General features: G+C 43.0%; 24 protein-coding genes and 1 pseudogene. 5 read left to right on the top strand and 20 right to left on the bottom strand.

What is annotated here, in order from left to right; all coding sequences use genetic code 11:
- Positions 1–145 precede the first annotated feature (145 nt).
- The gene (locus BC351_RS16850) at positions 146–1,489 is read right to left on the bottom strand and encodes an LLM class flavin-dependent oxidoreductase (protein WP_079413907.1); all 1,344 of its coding nucleotides are present in this window, start codon (positions 1,487–1,489) and stop codon (positions 146–148) included.
- Between the two features lie 195 nt (positions 1,490–1,684).
- Between BC351_RS16850 and BC351_RS16845 the strand changes: the two genes are divergently transcribed.
- The 3 genes from BC351_RS16845 to BC351_RS16835 all read left to right on the top strand — a co-directional run bounded on the left by BC351_RS16845 (position 1,685) and on the right by BC351_RS16835 (position 4,098).
- Positions 1,685–2,470 carry a methionine ABC transporter ATP-binding protein gene (locus tag BC351_RS16845; protein ID WP_079413906.1) on the top strand — a complete coding sequence of 262 codons (786 nt, stop codon included), beginning with the start codon at positions 1,685–1,687 and terminating at the stop codon, positions 2,468–2,470.
- Positions 2,467–3,135: a methionine ABC transporter permease gene (locus BC351_RS16840; RefSeq protein ID WP_079413905.1), complete on the top strand. Its 669-nt coding sequence runs from the start codon at positions 2,467–2,469 to the stop codon at positions 3,133–3,135. The genes BC351_RS16845 and BC351_RS16840 overlap by 4 nt, the downstream gene beginning before the upstream one ends.
- Before the next feature lie 75 nt (positions 3,136–3,210).
- The gene (locus tag BC351_RS16835; RefSeq protein WP_079413904.1) at positions 3,211–4,098 is read left to right on the top strand and encodes a MetQ/NlpA family ABC transporter substrate-binding protein; all 888 of its coding nucleotides are present in this window, start codon (positions 3,211–3,213) and stop codon (positions 4,096–4,098) included.
- An 87-nt stretch (positions 4,099–4,185) separates the two neighbouring features.
- On the opposite strand, the gene BC351_RS16830 is transcribed toward BC351_RS16835, so the two are convergent.
- From BC351_RS16830 to BC351_RS44350, 3 genes are all read right to left on the bottom strand, one after another.
- Positions 4,186–4,617, bottom strand: coding sequence for a GNAT family N-acetyltransferase (locus BC351_RS16830; protein WP_079413903.1), 432 nt, complete (start codon positions 4,615–4,617; stop codon positions 4,186–4,188).
- A gap of 109 nt (positions 4,618–4,726) precedes the next feature.
- Positions 4,727–4,996 carry a CD3324 family protein gene (locus tag BC351_RS16825; protein WP_079413902.1) on the bottom strand — a complete coding sequence of 90 codons (270 nt, stop codon included), beginning with the start codon at positions 4,994–4,996 and terminating at the stop codon, positions 4,727–4,729.
- A 269-nt stretch (positions 4,997–5,265) separates the two neighbouring features.
- The gene (locus BC351_RS44350) at positions 5,266–5,580 is read right to left on the bottom strand and encodes a lysozyme inhibitor LprI family protein (protein WP_425270931.1); all 315 of its coding nucleotides are present in this window, start codon (positions 5,578–5,580) and stop codon (positions 5,266–5,268) included.
- A 943-nt stretch (positions 5,581–6,523) separates the two neighbouring features.
- Between BC351_RS44350 and BC351_RS16810 the strand changes: the two genes are divergently transcribed.
- Positions 6,524–7,513, top strand: coding sequence for an aldo/keto reductase family protein (locus BC351_RS16810; RefSeq protein WP_079413899.1), 990 nt, complete (start codon positions 6,524–6,526; stop codon positions 7,511–7,513).
- An 8-nt stretch (positions 7,514–7,521) separates the two neighbouring features.
- Here the strand turns inward: BC351_RS16810 and BC351_RS16805 are convergent, their stop codons facing one another.
- The 15 genes and pseudogenes from BC351_RS16805 to BC351_RS16735 all read right to left on the bottom strand — a co-directional run bounded on the left by BC351_RS16805 (position 7,522) and on the right by BC351_RS16735 (position 25,744).
- Positions 7,522–8,421, bottom strand: a complete 900-nt coding sequence (locus BC351_RS16805) for a LysR family transcriptional regulator (RefSeq protein ID WP_079413898.1) — start codon at positions 8,419–8,421, stop codon at positions 7,522–7,524.
- A gap of 218 nt (positions 8,422–8,639) precedes the next feature.
- A complete protein-coding gene (locus tag BC351_RS16800) occupies positions 8,640–9,230 on the bottom strand; it encodes a TetR/AcrR family transcriptional regulator (protein ID WP_079413897.1) in 591 nt (196 codons plus the stop codon).
- Positions 9,231–9,357: 127 nt separating this feature from the next.
- Positions 9,358–10,179, bottom strand: a complete 822-nt coding sequence (locus BC351_RS16795; RefSeq protein ID WP_079413896.1) for an SDR family oxidoreductase — start codon at positions 10,177–10,179, stop codon at positions 9,358–9,360.
- A 193-nt stretch (positions 10,180–10,372) separates the two neighbouring features.
- Complete coding sequence (gene ppsA / locus BC351_RS16790) at positions 10,373–12,982, bottom strand: phosphoenolpyruvate synthase (protein WP_079413895.1); 2,610 nt, start codon at positions 12,980–12,982, stop codon at positions 10,373–10,375.
- A 420-nt stretch (positions 12,983–13,402) separates the two neighbouring features.
- Positions 13,403–14,177 (bottom strand): annotated as a pseudogene (locus BC351_RS16785) (Rpn family recombination-promoting nuclease/putative transposase).
- 146 nt (positions 14,178–14,323) lie between these two features.
- Positions 14,324–15,115, bottom strand: coding sequence for an ABC transporter ATP-binding protein (locus BC351_RS16780; RefSeq protein ID WP_244209045.1), 792 nt, complete (start codon positions 15,113–15,115; stop codon positions 14,324–14,326).
- Entirely contained in the window at positions 15,112–16,104 is a 993-nt protein-coding gene (locus tag BC351_RS16775) for a FecCD family ABC transporter permease (RefSeq protein ID WP_079413894.1), read from the bottom strand. Before BC351_RS16775 ends, BC351_RS16780 begins: the two co-directional genes overlap by 4 nt.
- 1 nt (position 16,105) lies before the next feature.
- Entirely contained in the window at positions 16,106–17,125 is a 1,020-nt protein-coding gene (locus BC351_RS16770) for an ABC transporter substrate-binding protein (RefSeq protein ID WP_158082114.1), read from the bottom strand.
- 128 nt (positions 17,126–17,253) lie between these two features.
- Positions 17,254–19,467 carry a heavy metal translocating P-type ATPase gene (locus BC351_RS16765; protein WP_244209044.1) on the bottom strand — a complete coding sequence of 738 codons (2,214 nt, stop codon included), beginning with the start codon at positions 19,465–19,467 and terminating at the stop codon, positions 17,254–17,256.
- A gap of 141 nt (positions 19,468–19,608) precedes the next feature.
- Positions 19,609–20,217 carry an ABC transporter ATP-binding protein gene (locus tag BC351_RS16760; RefSeq protein ID WP_079413892.1) on the bottom strand — a complete coding sequence of 203 codons (609 nt, stop codon included), beginning with the start codon at positions 20,215–20,217 and terminating at the stop codon, positions 19,609–19,611.
- On the bottom strand, positions 20,207–21,124 hold the full coding sequence (locus BC351_RS16755) for an ABC transporter ATP-binding protein (RefSeq protein WP_079413891.1): 918 nt from the start codon (positions 21,122–21,124) through the stop codon (positions 20,207–20,209). The genes BC351_RS16760 and BC351_RS16755 overlap by 11 nt, the downstream gene beginning before the upstream one ends.
- A gap of 31 nt (positions 21,125–21,155) precedes the next feature.
- The gene (locus BC351_RS16750; RefSeq protein ID WP_244209042.1) at positions 21,156–21,983 is read right to left on the bottom strand and encodes an ABC transporter permease; all 828 of its coding nucleotides are present in this window, start codon (positions 21,981–21,983) and stop codon (positions 21,156–21,158) included.
- Between the two features lie 26 nt (positions 21,984–22,009).
- Positions 22,010–23,038: an ABC transporter permease gene (locus tag BC351_RS16745; protein WP_079413889.1), complete on the bottom strand. Its 1,029-nt coding sequence runs from the start codon at positions 23,036–23,038 to the stop codon at positions 22,010–22,012.
- Positions 23,026–24,588, bottom strand: a complete 1,563-nt coding sequence (locus BC351_RS16740) for an ABC transporter substrate-binding protein (RefSeq protein WP_079413997.1) — start codon at positions 24,586–24,588, stop codon at positions 23,026–23,028. The genes BC351_RS16745 and BC351_RS16740 overlap by 13 nt, the downstream gene beginning before the upstream one ends.
- Before the next feature lie 628 nt (positions 24,589–25,216).
- Positions 25,217–25,744 carry a nucleoside-triphosphatase gene (locus BC351_RS16735; protein WP_158082113.1) on the bottom strand — a complete coding sequence of 176 codons (528 nt, stop codon included), beginning with the start codon at positions 25,742–25,744 and terminating at the stop codon, positions 25,217–25,219.
- A gap of 372 nt (positions 25,745–26,116) precedes the next feature.
- Between BC351_RS16735 and BC351_RS16730 the strand changes: the two genes are divergently transcribed.
- The gene (locus tag BC351_RS16730) at positions 26,117–26,305 is read left to right on the top strand and encodes a hypothetical protein (protein ID WP_079413887.1); all 189 of its coding nucleotides are present in this window, start codon (positions 26,117–26,119) and stop codon (positions 26,303–26,305) included.
- A gap of 4 nt (positions 26,306–26,309) precedes the next feature.
- Here the strand turns inward: BC351_RS16730 and BC351_RS16725 are convergent, their stop codons facing one another.
- Positions 26,310–26,948 carry a nitroreductase family protein gene (locus tag BC351_RS16725; RefSeq protein WP_079413886.1) on the bottom strand — a complete coding sequence of 213 codons (639 nt, stop codon included), beginning with the start codon at positions 26,946–26,948 and terminating at the stop codon, positions 26,310–26,312.
- Positions 26,949–26,973: the final 25 nt, after the last annotated feature.

Genomic DNA, 26,973 nt, shown 5'->3' with positions numbered 1-26,973 from the left:
CGCAGGCTTTTACACTTGGGTGAACGGATCTGATCTGGAAGCCCCTTCATCCCACATGAAAGTAATCTCCCCCATCATCTATCGACGCTTTCCTACTTAATTTGGCTTATTGAACACCCTATTTTCGCTTCGTCGACAACACCTCTTAAACTTGAGATCGCGTTACGTTATACCGATTTGGGGGCACTGGCAAATTCAGATGATCACGAAGCGTATCACCTTCATAATCGGTCCGGAATAAACCTCTCTCCTGCAAAATTGGGACAACCAGATTCACAAAATCTTCTAAATTGCTCGGTAAAAGCGGAGACATCAGCATAAAGCCGTCAACGGCTTTTTGAACAAACCATTTTTCTAGATTATTGGCTATTTTTTCAGGCGTTCCTACAAAGTCGTTGACGGTATAAGACCCGGTTAGCAAAGAATACAGTTCTCTAAGTGTGGGGTTTTCTTTGATAACGAACGACCGAAACTTTTCATATTCGAATCGTACACCCGTCAGCTCGCCAAAACCAATATCAAGCGTTCTGGTTTCAAGCGTATGCTCACTCAAATCCAATCCTCCAAAATAGTCGGTCAGGAACTTTAAGCCTGTTTCGTCGGTTATTAATGATTCTAAGTAGGCAAGCTTCTGCCGCGCAATTTCTTCGGTTTCCCCAATAATCGGCGAAATCCCCTGCAGAATATGCACTTCATCGGCGGATCGGCCGAATGAGACGACCTTATTTTTGAAAGAACGATAAAATTCCTGAGAGTCCTCGAGGCTATTCTTATGCGAAAAAATAACCTCTGCGCTCCTAGCCGCAAACAGTTGCCCAGCCTCTGAAGATCCAGCTTGCACTAGCACAGGATGGCCTTGTATAGAGCGATGAATATTTAACGGTCCCTGCACCGAGAAAAACTCGCCTACATGGTCCAGCTTGTGAAGCTTGCTGCGGTCAAAAAACTGCCCGCTTTCTTTGTCGCGGATAAAAGCGTCATCCTCCCAGGAATCCCATAAGCCTTTAATCACGTCAATAAACTCTTCTGCCCGCTTATATCGAAAGCCATGCTCATAATGCTCACTGCTATTGAAGTTCAGAGCTGTATTCCCGGACAAATCTCTTGTCGTTACAATGTTCCAACCAGCTCTGCCCTTGCTGATATGATCAACGGACATGAATTGTCGCGCCAGATTATAAGGTTCCACATAAGAGGTGGAGGCTGTTGCAACAACTCCGATCTTTGAAGTCGCCCCTGCTAACGCTGTAATTAAAGTGATAGGCTCATAGCGGGTCAAGATATTCGGATGCGACTCCTCATTGATAGCCAGACTATCCGCAATAAAGGCAATATCAAACTTCCCTTTCTCCGCAATTTGGGCCAAATGTTTGTAATAATCAATATCAATGCTGGAATCCGCCTGAGCATCAGGATGTCTCCAAGATGCTACGTGCATACCGGTTCCCACCAAATAGGCGGACAATTTTATTTGTCTTTTACGAGACATGAGATCCCCTCCATTAATTCCGAGTAATATAATAAATTTAATATGTATTAATTTACCACCCTCTCTAATAACCGTCAATCCTAAGGGAATAAGCTGAATCAAGTGGCAAAAGAATTTTTCTTGACAGAATTTAGGAAGTCATTTAAATTAAACTAATAAACTAGGAATACTCGGTATTAAAAGTGAGGGATTATCATGATCGTCATCAAAAATCTCAATAAAACATACCGAACACGCCAATCCGTGTTTACTGCCTTAGAGAATATCAACCTTGAGATTGAAAAAGGAGATATTTTTGGCATTATCGGTTTTAGCGGTGCAGGCAAATCAACACTAATCCGATGTCTAAACCGGTTGGAGGAACCTGATTCCGGGAGCATTGAGATCGAAGGAAAGGTCATTACAGATCTGTCAGAGAAAGAGCTGCGCCTAGCTAGGCTGAAAATCGGTATGATTTTCCAACAATTTAACCTCCTTGATTCCAAGACTGTATTTGAAAATGTGGCTTTCCCTTTGAAGGTTGCAGGCCATCCCAAATCGTACATTCACCAGCGTGTTAGAGAAATACTGGAGCTTGTAGAACTAAGTGATAAAGAGAATGCCCATCCATCCCAGTTGAGCGGAGGTCAAAAACAGCGAGTTGGCATCGCCAGAGCTCTCGCTAACGAGCCAGACGTACTGCTCAGTGACGAAGCCACGTCAGCGCTTGATCCTCAAACGACCTACTCCATTCTAGAGCTGCTCAAAGACATTAACCGTAAGCTTAATTTGACCATTGTGCTGATCACTCATGAACTCGATGTCCTGCAGCATATATGCAAAAACTTTGCGGTCATTGAGAAAGGCACAATCGTTGAACAAGGATCCGTGGACCAGTTTTTCCTGAATCCGGAAAGCGACACAGCCAAGAAATTCGTGAAAATCATAGATTTCTATCGCAATAAGCATTATGTCGAAGAAAGGGTGAGGGTCAGCCTATGATTCAAGAATTAATCGAATTACTCTGGCCTGCTCTTTTAGAAACACTCTATATGCTTTTTTGGTCCTCCATTTTCGCATTGATTATGGGTACTGCACTTGGCGTCACTCTTGTGGTAACGGAGAAAGGCGGTATTCTTGAAGCTACGGGGCTCCATAGAGTCATTAATATGGTCATTAACTGCATCCGCTCTATTCCTTCTATCATCTTAATCGTGCTGCTTTTGCCTTTATCTCGTTTGATTGTCGGAACCACCTTGGGTCCAACCGCTGCTATTGTGTCGCTTTCGATCGGTATCGCACCTTTCTTAGGCAGGATTATCGAAACATCGCTGAAGGAAGTTAGCATCGGGAAAATAGAAGCGGCCAAAGCCGTTGGAGCTTCCCCGTTTACGATTATTTTCAGAGTACTTATTCCTGAATCCCTGCCAGCGCTTGTACGCGGAGTAACGATTGCCATCATCGCCATCACTGAGTTTACTGCCATTGCTGGTGCCATCGGTGCTGGAGGACTGGGCAGTTTGGCCATCCGATTCGGATATCAGAGATTTCGTGAAGACGTCCTCATCGCTACCGTCATTATCATTATTCTTCTCGTGCAAATTTTTCAATGGACAGGTGACTACATCTCTAGGTCAATAAATAAAAAACGCTTCAAGTTTGATTAAAGCTAAAGCACTATTATTCCTATCGGTTTCATTGCATGACCAAATATACATAAAAGAAATAGGAGTGAGTTATCCATGGGTACAAAAGGATTATTTTCTATTGTTTCATTATTCGCAGCTTTTAGCGTTATCCTTGCTGGCTGTGGTGCTGCTGGCAGCACGGTAGCATCGAGCAGCCCTAAAGCGTCCTCACCAGCAGCAACTGCCGCAACACCAAGCAGCGCTCCAACAGAAGCGCCAAAAAAAGAAGTCACTTTAACCATCGGATCGGCCGAGATCCCTCACTCTGAAATCCTTAATTTCGTTAAACCGAAGCTAAAGGAACAAGGAATTAACCTTGTTGTTAAAGTCACGGATGAAGGTCTGTTGAATCAGCTGCTTAAAGATAAGCAAATCGACGCGAATTACTTTCAACATGTGCCTTACTTCGATTCAGTCAAAACAGAAAAAGGCTTCGACTTTGTAAATCCAATTAAAGTTCACGTAGAGCCAATTGGCTTCTACTCCACCAAGCTAAAGTCAAAGGATGAAATTAAAGATGGCGCGAAAATTGGGATTCCGAACAATCCATCCAACGAATATAGAGCGCTTGTACTCCTTCAACAGCAAGGCTTAATCAAGTTGAAAGACGGTTTGACTACCTACCAAGCAACACCTAAAGACATCGTCAGCAACCCGAAGAACCTGAAATTTGTGGAAGCTGAACCCCCTACTTTAGCTAGATCCTTACAAGATCTTGATGGCGCAGTTATCAACACAAACATTATTATTGAGGCTAAAATCGATCCCAAAACAGCCTTATTCAGAGAAGATGCAAACTCTCCTTACGCCAACGTAATTACGGTCCGCAAAGGCGACGAAAACCGTGAAGAAATCAAGAAACTGGGTGCTGCATTGACTTCTTCAGACGTGAAGAAGTTTATCCAAGATAAGTATGGAGTTTCTGTAGTCCCTGCTTTTTAATAAAGTAAACAAAGAAAAAACGTCCTTCAAGCCGGTTACATGGTTTGGAGGGCGTTTTTTTCTAATGCTGCTGACTTCTTGGAATACTCAAAAATTTTTTACGAATCTTATTCCAGTATCTTCATATCCAAGCTCTTTATAGAATTTATGTGCTTCGTTAATTCTTGTATGTCCTGTGACTAACCAAGTACCCTTACATTGATTTTGAATTGCCAGATCCTCAGCATATTGCATTAGTATTCTGCCTACTCCTTTTCTTTTGGCTTCTATGTCAACAACAATTACTGAAATCTCACCGTATCTTGCTATGTCTTCTATATTCTCTCGAATTCTGAATCCAAATGTCCCCATTATTTGATCTTCTTCATATACAAATAAAGAATCAAACGGACTTTGAGCTACAAAATCTAATCTGTCTTTCATTATACTCTCGGTGATTTCTCTATTTAGAAGTTGTGTCATTAACCGGCTCAATGCTAAACAATCCTTGGCTATTGCCTCTCTAATTGTATATTTCAATCTAAGCCCTCCTTAGGTTCTGAAGTATTATTCAGGGAATACATGTAGTTCAACAACTAAGACATTCGACATAAAAACACTGATGAAGAAGCTTCATCAGTGTCGCTTGCTACTTATTTCCAGAATAAACAATTTTCTTAATGGTTTCAATAGAGAGAAAATAGTCCTTAGCAAGCTGTTCAATACTCCTATTCTTCTTATAGGCGTGTTTAATAGCGGCATTTCGGTGATCCAACCACTGTCTTCCGCCACTTAAACTTCCCCAGTGATTATATTCCTTCTCCTGCTTAGGAATGTAAATCGTCTCACCCTGGACATATTGTTGAATCTCTATAATTAGCTTTTCGGGTAATATTTTTTTGGCATTTGTATATTTCAATCCGCTTCACTCCTTATTTGGGAAATAAGGTGCAAAGCCAAAATATTAGAAAAACTTATTCAGCGTTAGAAAAAAAATCGCCCCATACAAATTAACGCTTCTCCAATATTGGCTTTGCATGAGTGAAAGAAGTCACAGACAATCTCAATAGATTATCCATCAGTAAGGCACCCCCCTTTATGTTGCCAGTATACCATATAGCGTTCAACTGAATCACCTCACTCTCAAAACTTCACTTTAATCCCAATACAAAGCCGGACGTTCCCCACTCAATAGCTTACTTTGGATTTATAATCAAATTCAATTTTTTCATCAAGCAAAAAATAATACTCATATAGCTGTATTGTCCGTTTTCTTATTCTTTCCTTTTTAGCTATTAGTGTATTTACATACCCTTGAGTGCCTAACAATGAACCTTTCTCATTAGGAAAGTTAATGAAGCGTTCTGCGAACTCGATTTCATTTGTGTGATACTGTAACCAGCCTCTTTGCGCTTTAATTAATGATTCTTTGTTTTCTGAATTCAACTTGTTCAGAAGTTGTTCATAGATATGATTTAACTGCAATCTCTGATTTTTTAACAGGAGCCATATCTACAAGTTCCTTATCTAGAACATCACTAGAGGAAGTTAATAAAATAAGTAATAAGGTAAATACAATTAATCGATTCATTTACTGGAATATCCCTCCAATGACTTTTTGTACTCTTCATTAGACGAGCCCTCTTACAATTTGTTTAGTTGCCCGCATCATACTATTTCTTTTGTTGCTGCTTGTTACCTCAACGAAACCAGGGAGCAGCTGCCGCGTGGCGATCTGCTCCCTGGTTATTGCACTTTCGTTTTTCGTTAACGTAACGTCAAATTTCGCAATAATATTTCACCCTCAGATTTAAAGACCTTCATGGATCTTATAAATTCCTCGATTTCAGATAATTTTGCCGGCCTATATCCAGAACCACATCCACAGGAATGATATGTAAAACCGTTATTATACAATAGTTCTACTTTCATCCATTGCTTAAGATCGTTTTGTTTAGGCGCCTTAAAATCATGTCCCATATCCTTCATACTTTCGCTGCATTGAGGGCATTTATAATGTCTATTTTGAATCTTAATTATATCTAGTTCTCGAGCAGATGTTTGTTTAAACACCTTTCTGCATTTAAAACATGCGTAAATATCCTTATAAGGACCATACATAGCGTATCGACACATATTGATTACCTCCTTACTAAAGTGACAGCCAATTTCTTATAAGCCTGACAACTTCACGCTTGAGGGCTTAACGTCTTGCCCAACCAATTCTTCAAATGCCACTGTTTCACCCGCACTCACCTTTACAATCCCCCAAGTAATAAAAATGTATTTGCAAATTATATCACAAAAAAGGTAACAGAGGGATAATTTAGCATCCCCCTCCTATTCACTCATATATTTTCTGAATCAAAATGTATAGGAAAGGATATTTCACCTATTTATAAAGGTTTGCTACTATAAACTTGTTATTCTAAAGGAGGCAGATAAGATGAACGGTCGAAAACTAGGTGCCAGCGGCTTGACAGTCAGTGAGATTGCTTTGGGAAACTGGATTACGCATGGTGCTCAAGTGGATAATGAAACGGCCAATGCTTGTGTTCAGGCTGCATTGGATGCGGGAATTACGACATTTGACACAGCAGATGTGTACTCGGAAACGAGGGCGGAAACGGTATTAGGTCAAGCTCTGAAAGGAATTCGTCGAGAGGGTATCGAGCTATGCACCAAGGTTTACCACCCGACAGGAACAGGACACAACGACAGAGGTCTTTCCCGTAAACATATAATGGATGCCTGCCACGCTTCACTGAATAGATTGCAAACGGATTACATCGATGTCTATTATGCTCACCGCTTTGATCCGACGGTATCACTGGAAGAAACCTTTTTGGCTTTTTCGGATTTGGTCCGCCAAGGAAAAGTTCTATACGTCGGGGTAAGTGAGTGGACGGCAGACCAAATCACAAGGGGCGCTGCATTGGCTCAGGAGCTGAGGGTTCCACTGGTGTCCAGTCAACCCCAATATTCGATGCTATGGCGTGTAATCGAAGATGAAGTCATTCCCGCTTGCCAGCGTGAAGGGATTGGGCAGGTGGTCTGGTCACCTCTAGCCCAAGGAATTCTTTCAGGGAAATATGTGCCGGACAAACCGTTGCCACAAGGGTCGCGTGCCTCAACTTCGGCGGGAGCTCCTTTTTTCGAGCGATTAGCAGGTCAATGGCTTCGCACCGATGTATTGCTGGCAGTATCCAAGCTCTCCTCTGTAGCACTTGAAGTGGGATTGACCTTGCCGCAGCTTGCAATCGCATGGGTGCTGCAAAATCCTCACGTATCTGCCGCGATTATTGGCGCATCCAAACCGGAGCAAGTCCAAGAAAACGTCAAAGCTGCCGGAGTTCGCCTTGAACTTGAGGTCATGAAGCAAATCGATACAATATTAGATGGACTAGTGGAGCGAGATCCGGCAAAAACCGGTTGAGTACCGTGCTATCTACTATCCAATGTTATTGAACCCACTTCTTCCACTGTCCTAAGAAATGCTGACAAGACAGATTTATTCACATCGGTTCTCCAAGCGGTATAGAGAGGAACCGCCGGCACGCTTTCCTCAAACGGCCGAAATACGACACCGCTGCGCCGAAAAACAGCAACAGAAGAAGGCACGATTGAAACGCCCAAATTCGCAGCTACTAGGTTTACAATGGTATACATCTGGATGGCTTCTTGAACAACATGGGGATAAACACCATGCTGTGCGCAGAAACCAAGGATGAGATCATGAAAAGAAGCTCCAAAATGGCGCGGAAACAAGATGAAAGGTTCCCTCACCAATGAGCTGACAGAAATGACAGGCTGGCTGGCTAATGAATGCTTTTCGGGCAAAACAGCAACGAGTGATTCATTTGTAAAGGTTCGGTACTCGATATGCTTTGACGGCTCGATGAAACGTAGAAAGCCAACATGAATGGTTCCGTCTTGCAAGGCTTGCCATTGCTGGGTGGATGTCATCTCGTGCAGCGTAAGCTGTATTTGCGGAAACTGTTCCCGGAATCCTTTCAAAATGTCAACCATGATATCTCCTGCTGCTGAATCTACGAATCCAACGACCAAATTCCCGATGATTCCCTGGTCAGCCAGTTGCGTTGTTTTAATGGACCGCTCCAGCTGGGATAAAATCATCTTGGCTTCCTCTAAAAAAACCGCCCCCGCAGGGGTAAGACGGACTTGCCTCTTGTTGCGTTCCAACAGTTTCACGCCAAGCTCTGTTTCCAGGTCTTGAATTTGTTGACTGAGGGGTGGCTGTGTCATATTCAATTTTTCTGCTGCACGACTAAAATGAAGTGCTTCCGCCACTGCAATAAAGTAATGTAATTTTCGTATATCCATGCTTTTTCTTCCTTCTCCGCGCTGTCTGCAACGGCAAGTTTAAAGGCCATCCTTTAGGGGTGGCCCTTTTTGATCTCGCGATCTCGATAGTCTGAAAGAATAAATATAGATGCATCTTGCCAGTCTCTATACACAAAAAAAGCTTGATATCTCAAGCTTTTTCAAATCATTCTTAGGATCAAGCACTCGCAAGGCGCGGTCGATCATTCCACTCTTAACTATGTTATCTCTCTATGAGTTACAGCATTCCAACAAGAACGGATTGCATCGCTGACGTTCTCGCTGCTTAACTCGAAGATTCCGTGCAGATGAGCTTTCAGCATATAAACAAATGTGCCGTAATGCATCTGCACCATCATTTTCGGATTTATAGGGATAAATAGTTTCTCCTGAATGGCTTCTGCATATAACTCGTTCATTGGCCCACACCATCCGCCGGTATAGACTTCTTTCTTTACCTCTTCATAAATGTATGGCGAGAACGAATACTGCTCAATAAATTGAAAACCCTGAGGGTATTGTTTCCCCAATTCGATAACCCGGTTCCAACCGAATTCAAACCTTTCACGAATCGTTGTGCCTTTCAGCAAGCCAGCTCGCACATACTCTCCGTTAAATGTAACAATCGCTTTGTACAATTCATTAACGATATCTTCTTTACTTTTGAAATAATGATAAATATTCCCGGTCGATACCGCAGACTCCTTGGCAATAAGCGCCATTGAGGTAGCCTGCAATTCCTTTCGAATAATGATGTTAAGTGTTGTTTCAAGGACAGCCTGCTGCACCTTGTTATAGTTGTCAAACATGAGGTTATCCCGCTCCCACGATAAGATCGAATCGAATGATCATTCTAATCTAACATACACCTCATACAATCCGGAGTCAAGAATGTCAGATCGACCTGGCGTTATAACGAAGCGTTTCATAATGGGCTTACTTATAATTGTTAGCAATCGTCTCCAAATATTGTTCTATGGACACAGAATTTCTAAGCGCCATCAGATCATTGCCTGCTGTTCCGATGACAGTGCGGAATTTATTACTCTCTCCAGTCGCCAAACCGACTATGGCATCCACGATTATTTGAGGATCATCCAATGAAGAGCTAGTCTCCGCATGATTCATTAAATTCTGAACTTTCGTCATTAAATTATCGTAATCATGTATGTTATCATCTCGGTTCCAAGTAATACTGGTTTTAAAATTATTTCCTGTAGAACCTCCCTGTTCGATCAATCTAAGCTCGATATTCAATGGCTTCAGTTCGTAATAAAGACCTTCCGTCAGTCCTTCCAAAGCAAATTTAGACATATTATAGAGAGATCCGAGCGGCACCGCTGTTGTGATTCCCATGAAAGAGCTGATGTTGATGAACATGCCTCCGCCATTGGCTCTGAAATGAGGAATAAATTTACGTATAACATTGATCGGTCCTCGCGTATTAACGGCGAATTGCCAGTCGATCGCATCCTCTTGGGCTAATTCCAACGGTCCGTAAGTCCCCATGCCGGCATTATTAACGACAACGTCGATCTTACCGAACGCAGCTATAGCTTGCTCTATCGATGCTTGAACTTCATGCACATTGGTGACGTCCAGCTTGAAAATTTTGATATTGTCATAGCCGGTAAGCTCCGTTTCTTTCTCGGGTGTACGCATGGTTGCCGCTACATTCCAGCCCATTTCGGCAAACCGAATTGCCGTAAGTTTTCCCAAGCCTGAACTGGTTCCTGTAATAAATACTGTTTTACTCATAGTAATACCTCCATTTATAAATTGAACGTTCATTCTATCCAGAATAGAGATTTAGATCGAATGTTCATTCTATTATGATGTAGGATTCGTTTTCTGTCAAATACTTCAGTCAAGGTCGTAACGTCGATTTGCCAGTACTATGAAGATGGGTAAAAGGACGAACATGGCAACCGTCCTTTTATCCATTCAGCCATTATAAAATTTCGATATACCCTTCTGTTCCATGCACGCGAATTCTTTGCCCATCTTTTATCAGCTTAGTAGCATTCTCCACCCCGACAACTGCTGGCAAGCCATATTCACGTGCGATAACTGCGCCATGAGTCATCAGTCCACCCACTTCGGTGACTAGTCCTTTGATGGATACAAACAATGGTGTCCAGCCAGGATCCGTAAAGGAGGTGACTAATATATCTCCATTTTCTATATCAGCATCTTCCATACGCAAGATGACACGTGCACGTCCCTCAATCACTCCAGAAGAAACAGGCAGACCTGCAATAGCTTCAGCTGGAATATTTTCACGTCCGTACTTACCAGTAATGATTTCACCATCAGACGTAATAACACGTGGCGGAGTTAGTTTTTCAAATAATTTGTACTCGTCTTTTCGTTTGCTGATGATCTGGTCATCCAGTTTATTGGTGCGTACGACATCGTGAAATTCTTCAAAAGTGAGATAGTAGACATCTTCTTTTTCATGAATAACGCCCGCTTGTACGAGTTGTTCGGCTTCTTTCATCAAAGCTTGCTTATAGACGAAGTAGCGACTAATCATGGCGTATTTTGGATATTCACGATAACCGATGAAATTCCGGATTAGGCTGATCACTCGTTCTGTCTCTTTGGCTTTTTGGTTACCATCTGGCAATTGTTTCAATCGATTTAATAACTCTTGTTCTTTTTCTAAAGCTTCCTGTCGCCCTTGCTCAAATTTCCTTTTGCCAGCATTAGGCTCAAAGCTTTTGATGTTACCAAGAATCATCGGGACAATGGTCATTGGTTTTTCACTCCAACGAGTTTTGGTCACATCGATTTCTCCAGCACATCGCATTCCGTATTTATTGAGATAAGCATAGATAGCGTCCTGGGTTTGCTGTCCACCATCAAGCTTCATCAGTCCATCCAAAAAGTCATCATCTTTTACATGCCGTAAATAATCAATTACTTCTGGATACGGACGAATCACATCAGCGACATCCAATAGCGCGAGACCCATTTCGGAAGTAATGTTATTAGGTACAGATTGAGAAAGCGTATCTGCTGCGTTCTTTTCACCTAACCACTCGTTCATTTTTTCATTGATCCATGATGAAGCTTCCATTGCAGTCATAAATACACGCGAACTTTGTGGGTCAAATAAAAACTTCCTTAGTTGCTGGAAATCTTCTAGAATAAAATCAAATAAATCTAATCCTGATTTCGTTTGAATGTTTTGTTTTAACTCTTCTATTGATGCTTGACTGCTTTTAATCAAATTAGAAACGATGGTTGGATCGCATTCGATTTGTGCTTGAAAACTCGCAGACGACGTACCTTTATTGCTTTCACCAAGACTCTGTTCTTTTTGATCATTTGGTAACAATTTTATGAACTCTCGCTCTATTATGGTCATAAGTGCGCCTTTTATGAGCGGATCGGATCCCAGGGTATTTAATAAAGTTTCCCGGCCGACAGGTGTAGCCATCCTAGGTGCAATATCAACAAACAACCTTCCACCAGCTTTACGCATAGGCGCTTTCGTTGTTAATAGGAAAAAAGACAATCCCAATGGTTTGATGGGGTCGGTCATCATTTGTTGATGTCCAACAGATACATAGACATGATTTTCATGATCATTCGCTTCAGGGATAGGAAATAAAGTCGTGATTGGACGACTCTGGACAATATAAAATGTATCTTGGGCCAAGCACCATTCGATATCTTGTGGGCTACCGAAATAAGCTTCGATCTGTCTTCCAATGCGTGCCAGTTGCAAAATTTGTTGTTCAGTAAGTGTTTGAGTATTTTGTTGAACAGGATCGATCTGCTTGGTCTCTGTTCCGCCTTCTTTTCGTCCATAGATAGCCAATTTTTTGGTTGCTATCCGCTTATTGACGATTTCCCCTTCCTGTACTTGATAACTATCGGCAGATACTAAGCCAGAAACCAGCGCTTCTCCAAGTCCAAAACTGGCATCGATGGATAGCAGCTTTCGGTTGGAAGTAATGGGATCAGCGGTAAATAAAATCCCTGAAGCCTGCGGGAAAACCATCCTTTGAACGATAACGGATATATAAACTTGACTATGGTCAAAGCCATTTTGCATACGGTAGATTACCGCTCGATCCGTAAATAGGGAAGCCCAGCATTTACTGATATGCTGCAAGATGGCATCCACGCCGATGATATTTAAATAGGTGTCTTGCTGACCCGCGAAAGAGGCATGTGGTAAATCTTCAGCAGTCGCACTAGAACGCACAGCATAAGCATATTCATCACCAAACTGGGAGAGATAGTGAGTAACGGCTTTCACAACATCGGAAGGAATTTCTACTTCCATAATGATTTGCCGAATCTTCCTGCTGATTTCACCAATTTGATCTCGATCTTCTGCTTTTAGCCTGGTTAGTCGATCCAACAATGCGTTGTACGCTGCGTTTTGCTCAATGGCTTTAGGATATCCCATTGTTGTCACACAAAATCCTTCTGGTACCTTTATTCCTTCAATTTTTGATAATTCCCCTAAATTTAACCCTTTTCCGCCAACGAGCAAAAGCTGCGTTTTATCCATTTCCTGAAAACTGAGAACTAAAGAACTCATTCCATATCTCCCCTAACCATTAAATTGAGAAAACATTTGACAAGAGCTTAGCGGCATGGTATATTTGTAATATAAGATGCATTCAATATATCTATTTACGAAAATAAAAGTCGCAAACTGATTATATCATCGTGTTTGTTTATATGCAATATGAAAGAACCTGATACATTTATCAGGTTCTTTTTTGGTTTTCCATTTTCCTTAATCCCATCCAAAATCATGGTTCGAGCCGCTCCATCACTGTTATCGCATATGATGGCTAGTTTTACATTTTGAATGGCGGGGACTCTAGGAGCTTGAAACCGGTTAATGCCCCTCGTCAGGCCCCACGTTGCAAGATGGATATCTCGATCCTACAATTTACACATTTATTCAATTGCCACTTGGCGGGCGATATCACTCACCTCTCCAATAGTGGTCTTAATGAATCTCAATTTTTAATTTTTGGACTTCGACTTCGGATAGTCCAGAAATCTCTGCTGTGTCAGAAACTGTTGTGCCTCGCTTCAAAAGCTTAACTGCGATTTCACGCCGAGCTTCTTCTTTCGCTCCGTCGATCATCGACGCTTCATCGTGCAGCGCTTTTTGCCGCATTTCGTATAATCGCCTAGATTCTTCATCTTGGCTCAAAAACTCCAGCGTATCCATTGCCTTTTGTAAAGCCGGTTCGTTCATCGCAATAACCTCCCATAATTCTGATTTATCTACGCCTTTGAGAAACAATGACCATTTGACGAGCTTATCGGATAAGCTGACACTCTGTTCTTGCAGCTTGGGCAGTTCCAAGAAATGAATCTCGATGTCATCGTTCAACAAAAGCCCCGTGTGATCCTCCCGTAAATGAAACAAATTATAATAACGTCCATTCGGGATGAAGCTGAAATTCAATATGTTAATGGTGATCGTCTTTTTTAAATCTTTGTATTTCTGCCCTTCTTCAAGCTGACCGGCATACATTTTGCTCCAGTAGTACAACGTCCGTTTTTCATTATCATAGCGGTTGAATAGTTGAATTTCGATGTTTACTTGTTTCCCATCTGCCGTGCGGGCGAGGATATCGAGAATGGACTGCTTGTCATGCAGCGCGTTTTTATCGATGTATGGATTCAAAATCCAGCAGCACATCCTTGTTTTCTTCCACGCCGAAAATACGTTTAAACACGAAATCGACCTTTGGATCAAGTCTATCGAGCATGTCATCAACTCCATTCCTCTTACCCTATTATTATACCATGACGGGCTACGTTCAGACATATGTGTTCAAACATGTTGGGTGAAGCCTTTCACCGCTGTAGCAACGTGTGCGGACTCACTCGAATATTTTTATCACTATTTAAAAATCTAAGTCGATGCTAACAATCTCATAGATCGTATATACGGCTTCCTAGTTTCTGTATCTATTTCTATTCGAGCCTGAACCCCAAACACCTCAGCGAGCGACTTCTGGTTCACAATTTCTTCAGGTGTCCCTTTGTAGCGTATTTCCCCACCTTTCATCATGATTAAGTCATCGGAGTACATGACCGCATGATTCAAATCATGCAGCACCATGATAATCGTCATATCCATCGACTCTTTGAGTTTCACAACCAACTCCATGACTTCCAACTGATGACTAATGTCCAGATAGGTTGTGGGCTCATCCAAAAACAGCAATCTCGGTTGCTGGGCAAGAGCCATAGCCATCCAAGCCCGCTGCCGTTCTCCACCAGATAAAGAAGCTACGCCGCGGTCTGCAAGCGGCAGCACACCTGTTTGTTTCATCGAATTGATAATAATTTTCTGATCTTCATCATCCAATCTTTGCAGCATATTTTTATGGGGAAATCGGCCATAAGCTACTAGGTTTCGGACACTAACATCTGTTGCTTGATCATGCTGTTGCATGAGAAAAGCTAACTCTCTGGCAAGTTCCTTCGGCTTCCATGACTTCATTTCCCTGCCGTCCAGCATGACGCTTCCTTGATCCATCTTCATCTGCCGAGCTAATGTTTTTAGTAATGTACTTTTCCCACATCCATTTGGCCCTAGAATCGTTGTAATATGGCCCTTTTTTATATCTGTTGTCAAAGAAGAAATGATGGGATGCTCGCCATACCGGACGGATAGGTGATCCACTTTAATGATATTCATAATTCCCTCCTGCGAAGCAAAAACAAGAAAAACGGTGCTCCAAGGACACCCATGACAATTCCTACCGGCAGCTCTATGGGTGCAAATGCAAGACGAGCCACCGTATCAGAAAGTGTAAGTACAGCTACACTTAATAAGACACTTGCTGGAAGCAGCCAACGATAATCGCTGCCTATGAGCAAACGAGCAGAATGTGGAACGATCATACCTACAAAACCGAGCAAACCAACTACACTGACGGTACTAGCCGCAAGCAAAGTTGCGATAGCAGTGAAGTATAATCGATAAGTTTCTACACGCAGACCTAGTGCTTTGGCCTGAGTATCACCAAGGGCCATAATATTTAATCTTTGGCTGCCTATTAACGCCAGCACAGTTCCTATTATTGTATAAGGAAGAAGGATGTTAACGTGCGGCCAACTTCTCGCTGATAATCCACCAACTAAGAATAATAGAGCTCCCCCCACTCGATCACTGTAAAATGTGAGCAAAGCAGAGATTCCAGCATTGAGCAAAGCAGACACAGCTACTCCTGCAAGAATGACTCTAAGCGGACTTACTCCACCGCGCCAAGCCATCAGATAAATGAGTAAAGCAGCCCCAATAGCACCGATGAATGCCACGGGTGTAAGTAAATACGCATAAGATGGAAATAAAATAAGAACCCCAATTCCAAATAAACCTGCTCCTGAGGATACACCAATAATGTGTGGATCAGCCATCGAATTACGCATAACTCCTTGTAGAAGCGCCCCTGATAAAGCAAGACTAATACCAACCAATGCAGCAACGATTGTTCTTGGCAGCCGGATATTCCATATAATATCGCGGTATGTGCTTTCTCCGCCGAATAACGAATGGATAACTTCCGGGATCGCAATATTCACTGCTCCGCATATGAGACTTAAACCTATACCCAACAAAGCGAAGAGTGCGAATACGACAAGCATACTCGCACGCCATTTTGTACTTTTTTGTTCGATATTCATGTTACTTGTCCCCATAAATCTCAGGATAAGCCAGCTTAGCCAGATAGGATAAGGATTGATCAAAGTTTAACCCCGGATTAGTTACAAAAAGTGATGATGGGAGGAAATAGATTTTATTTTCTTGGACCGCCCTCAATGTTTTCCAGGCAGGATTACTTTCTAAATCAGTTTTAAGTTTCTCTTTGCCGTAATCTTCTGTGCCATGTACGGAGAAGAATAGAAAGTCTGGATCCAGTTCAACAAGTTTCTCCAAGCTATAGGGAGCAGAACTAGGCATCTTGCCTGCTGGGAGAGATTCAGCGACATTTTTTAGCTTCAAGCGATTGGTAACGTCCAGTGAAATCGTCGAATTCTTTTGTACGCTAATCCCCATTGGCATGATCGTAATCATCGCAAACTTGGGGCTTTGTTGTGGCAGTTTACTAATAACGGTTTGCATTTTTTTCTCCGTTTGATCAAGCGCAGCCTTAGTCTCATCTTCTTTCCCTGCTATTTTCCCGAATAGCTCTGCAGTAGCTTTAATATCCTCATAGCTTTTGATATCGATTAAGGCCAAGGGTACTTTAGAAGCAGCTAAAGAATCTTTCAAGGCGGCGTGGAACATAGATTGACCTATAACGAGGTCAGGTTTTAGGCTCATCACTTTTTCCAAGCTAACATGGTTAATTTCACCGACTTGAGCCGCATCTTTGGCTGTTTCTGGAACAGGAATTCCCGGAGCAGTCGCTAATCCAACAGCTTTGCCTCCCACTTGATAGAACAATTCCTGAATTTCTGTGTTTAACAAAATAACACGTTGAGGTTTGTCCTTTAAAGTAATTTCTTGCTTCGTACTGTCTTTGAAAATCGCAAAATTTCCATTCGGAGGAGCAATACTGTTAGTAGGCGTGGTTGGCGTAATCTGCTGCGCAGTGACTGTTGAGTTTGGGGATGATATTTCCGTAGGCTTTGCGGGTGAACACCCTATAGCTAATGTTGATAAAATGAATGTACTTGCAATGACTAACCCTAAACGTTTCAAGAAAATTGCACCCCTTTATGTTTCATATGCCATTGATCATATAGCAATATGCAGGGGACGTGATGACTCCAAAGTGCTATTTATAGCTGGATTCTGTGAAGAATTTTTGCCAATTACTCGAACCTGCCCTAACTCCGCCATGATGCTCTTTGCAGTCTGCATGCATTGGCAACGACCGAAACCGAACTAAGCGCCATTGCTGTTCCTGCGACCCACGGTGCCATGTAACCCATAAAAGCCAGCGGTATAGCCAAAATATTATACATGAACGCAAAAAGCAGGTTTTGACGGATGTTCCGCATCGTCTTACGGCTCATCACAATGGCGTCCGCAACGCCTCCCAAGTCACTATGAAGCAAATTTACGTCTGCCGCTTCCTTCGCGATCTCAGCACCGGTGCCTACGGCAATACCGATATCTGCGGCTGCAAGGGCTGGGGCATCATTCACACCATCACCCACCATGGCGACACGTTTGCCTTTTCGCTGCAGCGTTCTTACTAAGTCTACCTTGTCCTGGGGAAGCATTTCTGCATAGACCGTCGTTATACCGGCTCTAGCAGCAATACTTTGAGCTGTTCTACGCTGATCACCTGTAACCATTACGATCTCTGTATGCAACTTTTTCAAACGTCGTATGGCCTGAGGTGTAGATGATTTCAATGTGTCCATAAGGGCAATAATACCTGCAATCGCACCATCTACCGCAGCAAATAGAACCGTTTTCCCTTCTATTTCTAATTGTTCTGTTGCTTGGGCAAACTTTACAATCGAAATCTCTGAGTGATTCATAAAAGTTCTAGAGCCAATTAATATGTGGTGTTTATCTACTTGAGCAATCACGCCCATTCCGGCAACGACTTGAGATGAAACGGCGTCTTTGACTGGAAGTCCGCGCCGCACAGCTTCTTTCACAATCGCTTTGGCAAAGGGATGCTCCGTTCCCTTCTCAGCAGCAGCAAACAAACGAAGCAGTCGATGTTCCTGACCTGAATCTGTAATGAGATCTGTAACCCGTGGAGTACCATGGGTAAGTGTTCCTGTCTTATCTAGCAAGACGACATCGATCTGCTCCAATTGCTCCACATATTTACCTTCTTTAAATAAGATGCCCGATTCCATAGCACGACTCGTACCAACCAATATCGAGGTTGGCGTTGCTAAACCTAGAGCGCAAGGGCATGCGATAACAAGTACAGCTATGGCTTTAAACAGTGCCCCTTTGAAGTCTCCAGGACTTAGCCAGAAAGACCATATACATAGGGTAAGCAAAGCAAGTCCCAGTACGACAGGAACAAAAACAGCTGCGATACGATCAACAGACCGCGCGATTTCAGCCTTAGAACCCTGTGCTTCCTCCATCAAAAGGATCATCTTATTCAAAGCTGTATGAGATCCAACAGCAGTCACTTGCAAGGTAAGGATTCCGTCTATATTCAATGATCCACCTATCAGACGGTCATGTTGACGTTTACCCATAGGAACGGATTCTCCAGTAACAAAAGATTCATCTACGGAAGAGATGCCGTTCAATACGCGTCCATCCGTAGGAACAATTTCTCCGGGAAGAATAAGCAGTGTGTCTCCAACTTTGACGTTACTTAACAGGATGGTCTCTTGATGGTTCTCACGTCCGATGATTATAGCCGTCTGTGGACTTAGGCTTTGCAATTGATGAATAGTCTTCATACTTCTGTTTTTGGCCGCAGCCTCCAACCATTTGCCAAGCAGCACAACGGTTATGATCATAGCGCTCGTCTCAAAATATACGGCGTGCGGGTCAGATCCCCCAGCATGCATCATGTGCATGGTCATATAATGACTGTACAAGTAAGCGCATGTCGTACTAAGAACTACAAGCACATCCATATTGGCACTTTTGCTTTTCAAAGCTTTCCAAGCATTAAAATAAAAAGGAGCACCAATGACAAATTGAACAGGCGTGGCAAGTACCCATTGAAACCACGGCTGAAGAAATAAATCGGGAATCCAAATACTGGATGTTAGCGTATAATGACGCACCATTGCCCACAAAAGTGGAATCGTCAGGAACGCAGATATAAGTAATTTTGTGCCTAAGCCAAATGCTATTTTCTGTGTCTTGTCCTTTTCTTTAGACTTTCTAGCCGAATACCCTAACTGTTCAATGCGGGTAATAATTTGCTCTTTAAGTGCAGAATCCGAGTCGATCACTACCATTGCTCGTCCTAGCGGTAAATTTACCGCAATTTCGCGAACGCCAGCCATTTTGCCTACGACCTTCTCAATACGCGCAGAGCAGGCCGCACAAGTCATCCCTTCAATATCCAAGCTCACTTTTTGAAGCATCGAATTTTCATTCACGTTGTCCTGCCTCCCATACAAGTCCACGTACTTACTTGCAACTATATGGGTTATGTTCAAGGAACATGCTAGATTCGTTGTAACTTTTTAAATCGAGTCTTAAAATAGCTCTTTCGAGTCATGCTGATAATGTGAGATTAGTCACTCAACCAAATCCTTCCATTCAATAACCCGATCACATATTTTGTTGACTAAATGACGTTCATGACTAATGATCAATACACCTGTCCCATTGAGTTTCGCCCAGTTCAGTACAGAATGCCATATTTGCGCTTGGGTGATCGCATCGAGCATAGTTGTCATTTCATCCGCTATCAGATAGCGGGTTTCGTCACCAAGCGCTCTAGCAACACAAATACGTTGTAACTCACCACCTGATAATTCGTTTGGATATCGATCTAGCCAGTTGTTTTCGATGGCCAATTCAGCAAGTATATGATCGTTGCTCGATCCTGATTCTTGAAGAGTGCGACGCAGCTTCCACCTAGGGTTCACAGCTTGTTCCGGATGCTGCAGCACTAATTGCACTGAATTTCGCTCAACGTGGGGTTTCCGTTCCCCATCAGCAATAACTTTTCCTTCATGTGGTCGAAGATGACCAGCAAGCAGTTTCCCAAGTGTAGATTTTCCACAACCGCTAGGCCCGACAAGTCCCACAATCTCTCCACGTTCCATACAAATGTCCACATGTTGAAAAACCCATAATGCCTTATTATAACGATAACCGAGCTTCTGTCCCTCAAGTGGCATGCAAGCACCTCACTTCTCCATGCCTAAGCTTGCGTGGTTCAGGAGCAAACTCTTCACACTCCGATGTAGCCAGAGAACAGCGTGGAGCAAACACGCAGCCCTTGGGTAAAGCAGCTGGTGCAGGTTGAACGCCGGGGATTGCAGCAAATTGTTGGCTGGGAAGTGCTTTCCATAGCGCCTTCGTGTAGGGGTGCCTCAGCATTTCTCCATCTGCCGTAAAATCACTGCGAAGTGCGATTTCTACAACTGTTCCTGCATAAAGTACGGCTATTCTATCCGCTACAGTTAAAGCCGCCTCAACATCGTGTGTAATCAGCATCACCGCACAGCCTTCCTCTGCCTTCTGACGGAAACGAGACAATGTCTCCGTCATTGCCAAGTCATCTAGACCAGGAGTCGGCTCATCGGCAATTAACAACCTAGCTCCACTAACCGTTGCGGTCGAAATGAGAATTTTACGAGCCATTCCGCCGGATAACTGAAACGGAAACCATTTTGCAACATACTCGGCAAGGTCATACTTGTTAAAAGCTTTCCGTTGAAGCACTGCAGGATCACCTTGACGAACGGACTGCCGCACCTGCTCCCCGACGCGCATCAAAGGATCCAAATACTGGACAGACTGCGGGATGAGCGCGATTTCTTTGCCACGCAACCTTCTTTGGCTGGCTGGTGTCAAGGCTTCGCCTTTAAAGTAAATATCGCCTGAGACCTGAGCATTACTAGGGAGAATACCGAGTATGGCATGGGCAAGCAGACTTTTACCTGAACCACTTGAGCCAACAACCGCCAAAATTTCTCCTGACGAAATTGAAAGATGAAGGTTATGAATCATTTCTGTATGTACCTGCCGGAGGCGGCGATCAAACCGAGTAAAACGGATAGAAAGCTTACTTACTTCTAGCATAAGCGAGCCCCTTTCTCCCAAATTTCATATCTTAATTGTCGTGAGCATGTCGTGGATCCACCCATTGTTTCAAGTTTTCTCCTAACATGGCAAAAGCCCGCACCAATAATAACAGGCATAAACCTGGAAACAAGGCCAACCACCAAATTCCTGAAGATAAATAGCGCATCGATTCCGATAAAAGAATGCCAATTGCCGGCTCGTGTGGGGATAGCCCCATACCTATAAATGTAATAGAAGCTTCATGCAAGATAGCATGCGGGACGATAAGTATGAATCCAACCAAAAGTTGGGGAATTAAATGAGGAATAATGTGCCTAGTCGCGATCCACCAACTGGATTTGCCGAAATTACGAGAAATCGCAATGTAAGGTGCTGTTTGAATCTGCCTAACTTCCGCGCGTATAACCCGCGATAAGCTTGGCCAATGTGTCAAAGCAACACCTATGATAATGCCTTTGGCCCCTCCCCCAAGAACAAATGCAATTAATAGAAGCGTCACTAAATGAGGCACACTTAGAAATAAATCAGTCAACCAACCTACGATGCGATTCACCATTTCCCCCATAATCGCTGCCGCAAGTCCCATAATACTTGCAATGATGACGCTTGAAACGCCTGCGACTAAACCTACTTGAAGACTGAGAGCAAGTCCTTTGATCGTGCGCGTAAGCATATCTCTTCCAAGCCAGTCTGTACCAAAAAGATGCTGGCTGGAAGGCCCTAAATTGCGCTGTTCCAAGTTTGTGGAAAGACCGGAAGCATCCAGCCAAACAGACATAAAATAAATAGCTACTAATATGAACAATGCGACTAAGGAGGATATCCATAACCGATGTCGATTATGAACTTTAGGCATCAGCATTCCATCACGCAAAAGACTTTTTATGATTGCCTCCCTCCTTTCATTCTTGGATCAATAAGACGGTAGCTTATATCAGCCATTGCATTTCCTGAATAAACAAATATAGTACTAAACAACACAACTCCCATTAGCAGCGGGATGTCTCCGCGGAGGCCGGCTTCTATTGCCGCCTGTCCCAATCCCGGATACGAGAATACTTGCTCCGCCAGTACAGCTCCCCCGAACAGCTCGCTGAATGAGGCAAACTGCAGCGTAAGTGCAGGCAAGGCCACATTGCGAAGCCCATGTCTCCAAAAGATGGTGAACCCTCGCTCGCCTCGGGCTCTTGCGAACAACCAATAGTCCTTGTCCTTCACATCAATAAGCTTTTCTCTTGTATGCAGCGCAATTGCTGCAATTCCTGTAACACTAAGTGTCAGAGTAGGCAGCAGCAGATGCCTGACTCGATCCGTCCATTGAACTTGATCGGAAGTAATACCGGCAGGAACAGCAAGACCAACTGGCAAGAGTCCAAGCCATACCGCAAAAACAAGCATAAACAGCAAGCCGACCCAAAAAGTCGGTGTCGAGGAAAGGGTATAGCAATACCAACGGACTAATTTATCGATCCACGTATTCCGATTCATCGCCGCGAGCACGCCTGAAACGAATCCGATCAGCCCAGACAGCAGCCACGCGGCCCCCATAAGCGCTAGTGAAGATGCAAAGCGCTCACTGATGACTTCCAGCACAGGGCGGCGATAAATCATAGAAGTTCCCAAATCACCGCTCGCCAGAGCGCTCAACCAATGCCAATAGCGCATCAATGGCGGATCGTTCAAACCCCAGTATTGCACGATCGCTTCGCGTTGTTCCGCACTAACCCGCATCATATCGGCACCAACATAAGCTTGAATGGGATCAGTCGGCGAGAAATGAACGAGCATAAAAGAAATCGCGCTCACTGCAATTAGAAGAAGAATCAGACCTAGTCCTTTGCGAATCAAGAAAAACAAGAGACCTCGAAGCCGGATTGTTAAAAATGTTGAGTCCTGTTTTATGATTTCCATTGCCATTCCTCAATGTTATCGGTTACCGGCCAACCGTGTCCATGTGGATGAATCTTTTGATTGCCGATATAGAGACCGGATTTAACCAGATAAAGATGATCAAGATTGACCAGCCACGCCCAAGGTGCATCACCTTTTGCACTTAATCCTGTTTCCCCATCCCATTGAGACTTTTTCCAGAATGCCCAGGCTTCTTTTTCATTTGTTGCCCGCAAAGCTTGCGTCATGTAATCTTCAACCTTCGGGTTATTGTAAAAACCAGGGTTATAGTATTCTACTCCGCCAAATTTATTGCTGTAAACATTGTACATCTCGAGAGGATCATGACTTCCCCATCCCAATAGAACTGGATTAGCGTGCATTTGCTTGACAATGTCGTCCCAACTCTTCCCCTCCGCTTTGACCTGAATACCTAAAGGTTTGAGCATATCCGCTGCAGCAATAGCAAGCGATTGACGAGTGACATCACTAGCGGGATAAAGCAAATTAATTTCTGCTTTTAATGATCCTTTTTCTACGATGCCATCGTTATCCGTGTCTTTCCACCCGTTCTCAGCAAGCAGCTTTTTCGCTGCATGCATGTCTGCATCTGCGAAAACGGCTTCTTGATTGAACCAAGGAAGACCGTCATTCAACGTATAGGCAGGCGTGCCATGACCTTCAAGAACACCTTGTACCAAAGCCTTCCTGTCTAGCGCCAGATTAATCGCCTTACGCATGGATGTATCAGCTGTCACATCATTCCCAATCGGATAACCTTCCTTTGTTTTACCTCCAGATTTCACATATGGAAACATGATGCCCCGATTATCGACAGTTTTGGCTGCAATCAGCTCCATCCCATTCACAGCTTGTTTGCTAAATGCGGCTGGGATAGCTGCCATATCGATTGTCCCCGCCTTAGCTGCCGCAAAAGCAGCATCTTCACCTAGGAACAGGAAGGTAATCTTTTGGAAAAATGGTTTATTACCGTAATAATCTGGATTGGCTTCAACAATCAATTGCTGACCTTTATCCCATTGAACTAATTTAAACGGACCAGAACCAATCGGTTTAAGGGCATAATCTTTGTTATGGGCATGCTTTGGAACAATACCCGTTGATACAAGCATCTGTGTAAACGTAGATTGCGGTTCTTTTAATGTAAACTTTACCGTTGTGTCATCGGGGACTTCTACACTTTTCACGTTGCTCAGATCGATCGAGGAGCCGCTTGCTGAAGCGGTTTGATAGGTATATTGCACATCTGCGGCCGTTAAAAACTTGCCATCACTGAATTTGACGTCCTTGCGCAGCTTCACTGTCCAAACCATACCATCCTGACTTACCTCATATCCGGTGGCTAAATCATTAACAACATTCAAATCCTTGTCTCGTTTGAGCAGCGTACTTTGAAATAACGGTGAACCATAACGTCCCCACCCGGTTGTCGGATCAAATCCTGTATCGGGCTCACCACCGATTGCCAGAACAATCTCTTTTTTCCCGGATTCAGCTGCTGGCTGTGGCTTCTCTGCCTTGCAACCAGTTACACTAATCAGGACTGTCATTAAAACTAAAAAAATGAATAAACGATGCCTCAAATCATCCACATCCTTCAATGTTCACGTGTGCAGTGACACGATTTGATAAAATAGTAACACAATATGTTTATCTAGTCATTATTAATTTAAGTGAAATACGAATGAAATTTAGAAAATATAGGTATATTTTCTCTCTGTGAAGCCTCGAGGATGGCGAATTATTCATTTCCCTGGATAAATTCCAGTCAGAGTAGAGTTTCCCCCTCCCAAACCTGATAACACTGGATTTAGTCCAGTGGGATTTGAAATAATGGCCACTAGGATGGCACCGTCTCGCATTTCACTGGATAAATTCCAATCAAAGTAGCATTTCCACCTTCCCAAATCCGAATAGACTGGAGTTATTCCAGTGGAATTTGGCACCAGGGTTGGGAATGGGGTTGAATAGGCAGTTGCAGATGCGGTTGCAGCTAGATCGGTACCAGTTGAGAGTCTCTAAAACAGAAGAGGCTGCCTCGCAGTCATTTTTGACTGGTGAGACAACCTCCTATGTAAATATGAATCTTTCTCTTTTTCCGATATCATTCTTACTATGCTGCCCTTTAAAGCAGTTTCGATTGTGAATAATTCTACTTTTGTATATCTAAGCACCATTTTACAAAAATTTAAGAATATCATTTGTTATTCGTTCTGTAATCACCTCACGATTCTCCTCACTCAGATGATAAAGTCTTATCCCAGACAGCTCCTTTATTTTGTCAATGCTCGGATGGCTGTCCACACAAATTGTCCCCAAAATAAGATGTTTAGAACTCGAAATTACTTCATGGATCACTGTTTCAAACGGAGCGGATAGTATTTGCATGAAACCGATCTCATCAATAACTGTAATCTTCTTTGTATTTAACGATAGGGTCACTGCCTTTAACGCAATATTTTCAAAAGCAACGATATCAACCCCGTATCTCCCTACTCGAACTGAACTTTCACTATCAACACTTGCAATGCATACAGTTTCACCCTGAAGTGTTATGCAATTAAATCCAGTACGATTTGTAGAGTTGCGTATTTCTTCGGTGTAAAAACCACCAAAATATTCAGGACCAATTTGTTGAATAATTCGTTTTATCGACGTTGATTTTCCTACCCGGGGTTTCCCGGTTAACAAAAAACATGGTTCCAATTTCCTCACCCTCCCTGTGATTAAACAAGAAAGTATTCGTTAAATGGTTAAATTATCCTGCCTGAATAGAAGCGCAGGAGCTACACGCAATTGAGTTAACTCGGTGAAATTAGAGCGTACTATTTGAACATACTTTTTTGTTAATTTCAACCACCATGAAAAATACCAATTACGGTTTCGCGATCAACGTCATGCAGCGGAATATCACGACCAGGTTCACCGAGAAGAATAATTTTGACTAGCTCTGTGCCAAATAAGAAGCCTGTAGTGCGGTAAGCTGGAAAACGAAAATGGACGGTGATAGAATGAAATGCAAAGAATTAAACTACTATGCACAAATCGACAGACCCTCCTAGGAGTTGACATCAATCTATGATTGTGGAAAATCACCTTATACTTTGGAACCATGTATCGCTGAAAATCATGGATGTGCAGCGGATCGAGCTGCCGTTTGGCGAGCATGTGCACACATCCCAGCTTTCGTCGAGTGCTCTATTGTACATGACTAGCGGCAGCCATGGACGAGAAAGCAAAGTCCTTGACTGCCGCTGGTTGTATTGAATGATTACTTCCAAAATGTAATCTTGTCAGAACTTAATCGAACTGACTCATGCCCTTCTTCCTTGGCTTTTCCTATTGAAATAATCATTACTGGCGCATAGCGCTCTTCATCTAAATCAAATGCTTTTGCTACCTGATCAATTTCAAAGCCTGCCATTGGATTCGTATCATACCCATGTGCATGAGCTACTAACATTAACTGCATGGCAAAGAGGCTGCTATCTATTTTTGCAACTTCAACTTTCAGTTCTTTTGGTAGAGTCGGAAACATCGATAGAATGGTTTCGAGTTGGCGATCTCGTACATCAGCTGGCATTTTACCTTGTTCCACAGCTGTATTGTAAATTTCTTCAGCATATAAATAGCTTTCTGTATCACCAAAAATTAATAACATGGCTGATGAAGTATCATTTTGCAAGGTATTAAAACGCATAAGAGGTCTTAGTTTTTCTTTTCCTTCTGGAGTATCGACCACCATTACACGCCAAGGCTGCATATTGGCAGAGGATGGGGCTAAACTGGCTTCCGATATAATTTCGCTTATCTCTTCTTTCGATATTTTAATGTTCTCATCATAATTACGCACAGAACGTCTTCCCTTGACTATACTGGTGAAATCGTTGTTTCGAATATTGTTAAACATAGAAACTCTCCTTTTGATAACATTC

It is taken from the genome of Paenibacillus ferrarius, from assembly GCF_002027705.1.
Classification (GTDB): Bacteria; Bacillota; Bacilli; order Paenibacillales; family NBRC-103111; genus Paenibacillus_E; species Paenibacillus_E ferrarius.
The sequence above is the reverse complement of the archived record's forward strand: the minus strand, read 5'-3'. Positions and strand labels throughout refer to the sequence as shown.

What these genes read in the sequence shown, in the direction of transcription:
- BC351_RS16740 (WP_079413997.1), bottom strand. Translation starts at nt 24,588, where the DNA reads ATGACAGTCCTGATTAGTGTAACTGGTTGCAAGGCAGAGAAGCCACAG.
- BC351_RS16775 (WP_079413894.1), bottom strand. Translation starts at nt 16,104, where the DNA reads ATGAATATCGAACAAAAAAGTACAAAATGGCGTGCGAGTATGCTTGTC.
- BC351_RS16810 (WP_079413899.1), top strand. Translation starts at nt 6,524, where the DNA reads ATGAACGGTCGAAAACTAGGTGCCAGCGGCTTGACAGTCAGTGAGATT.
- BC351_RS16835 (WP_079413904.1), top strand. Translation starts at nt 3,211, where the DNA reads ATGGGTACAAAAGGATTATTTTCTATTGTTTCATTATTCGCAGCTTTT.
- BC351_RS16745 (WP_079413889.1), bottom strand. Translation starts at nt 23,038, where the DNA reads ATGGAAATCATAAAACAGGACTCAACATTTTTAACAATCCGGCTTCGA.
- BC351_RS16730 (WP_079413887.1), top strand. Translation starts at nt 26,117, where the DNA reads ATGATTGTGGAAAATCACCTTATACTTTGGAACCATGTATCGCTGAAA.
- BC351_RS16850 (WP_079413907.1), bottom strand. Translation starts at nt 1,489, where the DNA reads ATGTCTCGTAAAAGACAAATAAAATTGTCCGCCTATTTGGTGGGAACC.
- BC351_RS16845 (WP_079413906.1), top strand. Translation starts at nt 1,685, where the DNA reads ATGATCGTCATCAAAAATCTCAATAAAACATACCGAACACGCCAATCC.
- ppsA (WP_079413895.1), bottom strand. Translation starts at nt 12,982, where the DNA reads ATGAGTTCTTTAGTTCTCAGTTTTCAGGAAATGGATAAAACGCAGCTT.
- BC351_RS16750 (WP_244209042.1), bottom strand. Translation starts at nt 21,983, where the DNA reads ATGCCTAAAGTTCATAATCGACATCGGTTATGGATATCCTCCTTAGTC.
- BC351_RS16800 (WP_079413897.1), bottom strand. Translation starts at nt 9,230, where the DNA reads ATGTTTGACAACTATAACAAGGTGCAGCAGGCTGTCCTTGAAACAACA.
- BC351_RS16780 (WP_244209045.1), bottom strand. Translation starts at nt 15,115, where the DNA reads ATGAATATCATTAAAGTGGATCACCTATCCGTCCGGTATGGCGAGCAT.
- BC351_RS16805 (WP_079413898.1), bottom strand. Translation starts at nt 8,421, where the DNA reads ATGGATATACGAAAATTACATTACTTTATTGCAGTGGCGGAAGCACTT.
- BC351_RS16840 (WP_079413905.1), top strand. Translation starts at nt 2,467, where the DNA reads ATGATTCAAGAATTAATCGAATTACTCTGGCCTGCTCTTTTAGAAACA.
- BC351_RS16725 (WP_079413886.1), bottom strand. Translation starts at nt 26,948, where the DNA reads ATGTTTAACAATATTCGAAACAACGATTTCACCAGTATAGTCAAGGGA.
- BC351_RS16760 (WP_079413892.1), bottom strand. Translation starts at nt 20,217, where the DNA reads ATGCCACTTGAGGGACAGAAGCTCGGTTATCGTTATAATAAGGCATTA.
- BC351_RS16755 (WP_079413891.1), bottom strand. Translation starts at nt 21,124, where the DNA reads ATGCTAGAAGTAAGTAAGCTTTCTATCCGTTTTACTCGGTTTGATCGC.
- BC351_RS16795 (WP_079413896.1), bottom strand. Translation starts at nt 10,179, where the DNA reads ATGAGTAAAACAGTATTTATTACAGGAACCAGTTCAGGCTTGGGAAAA.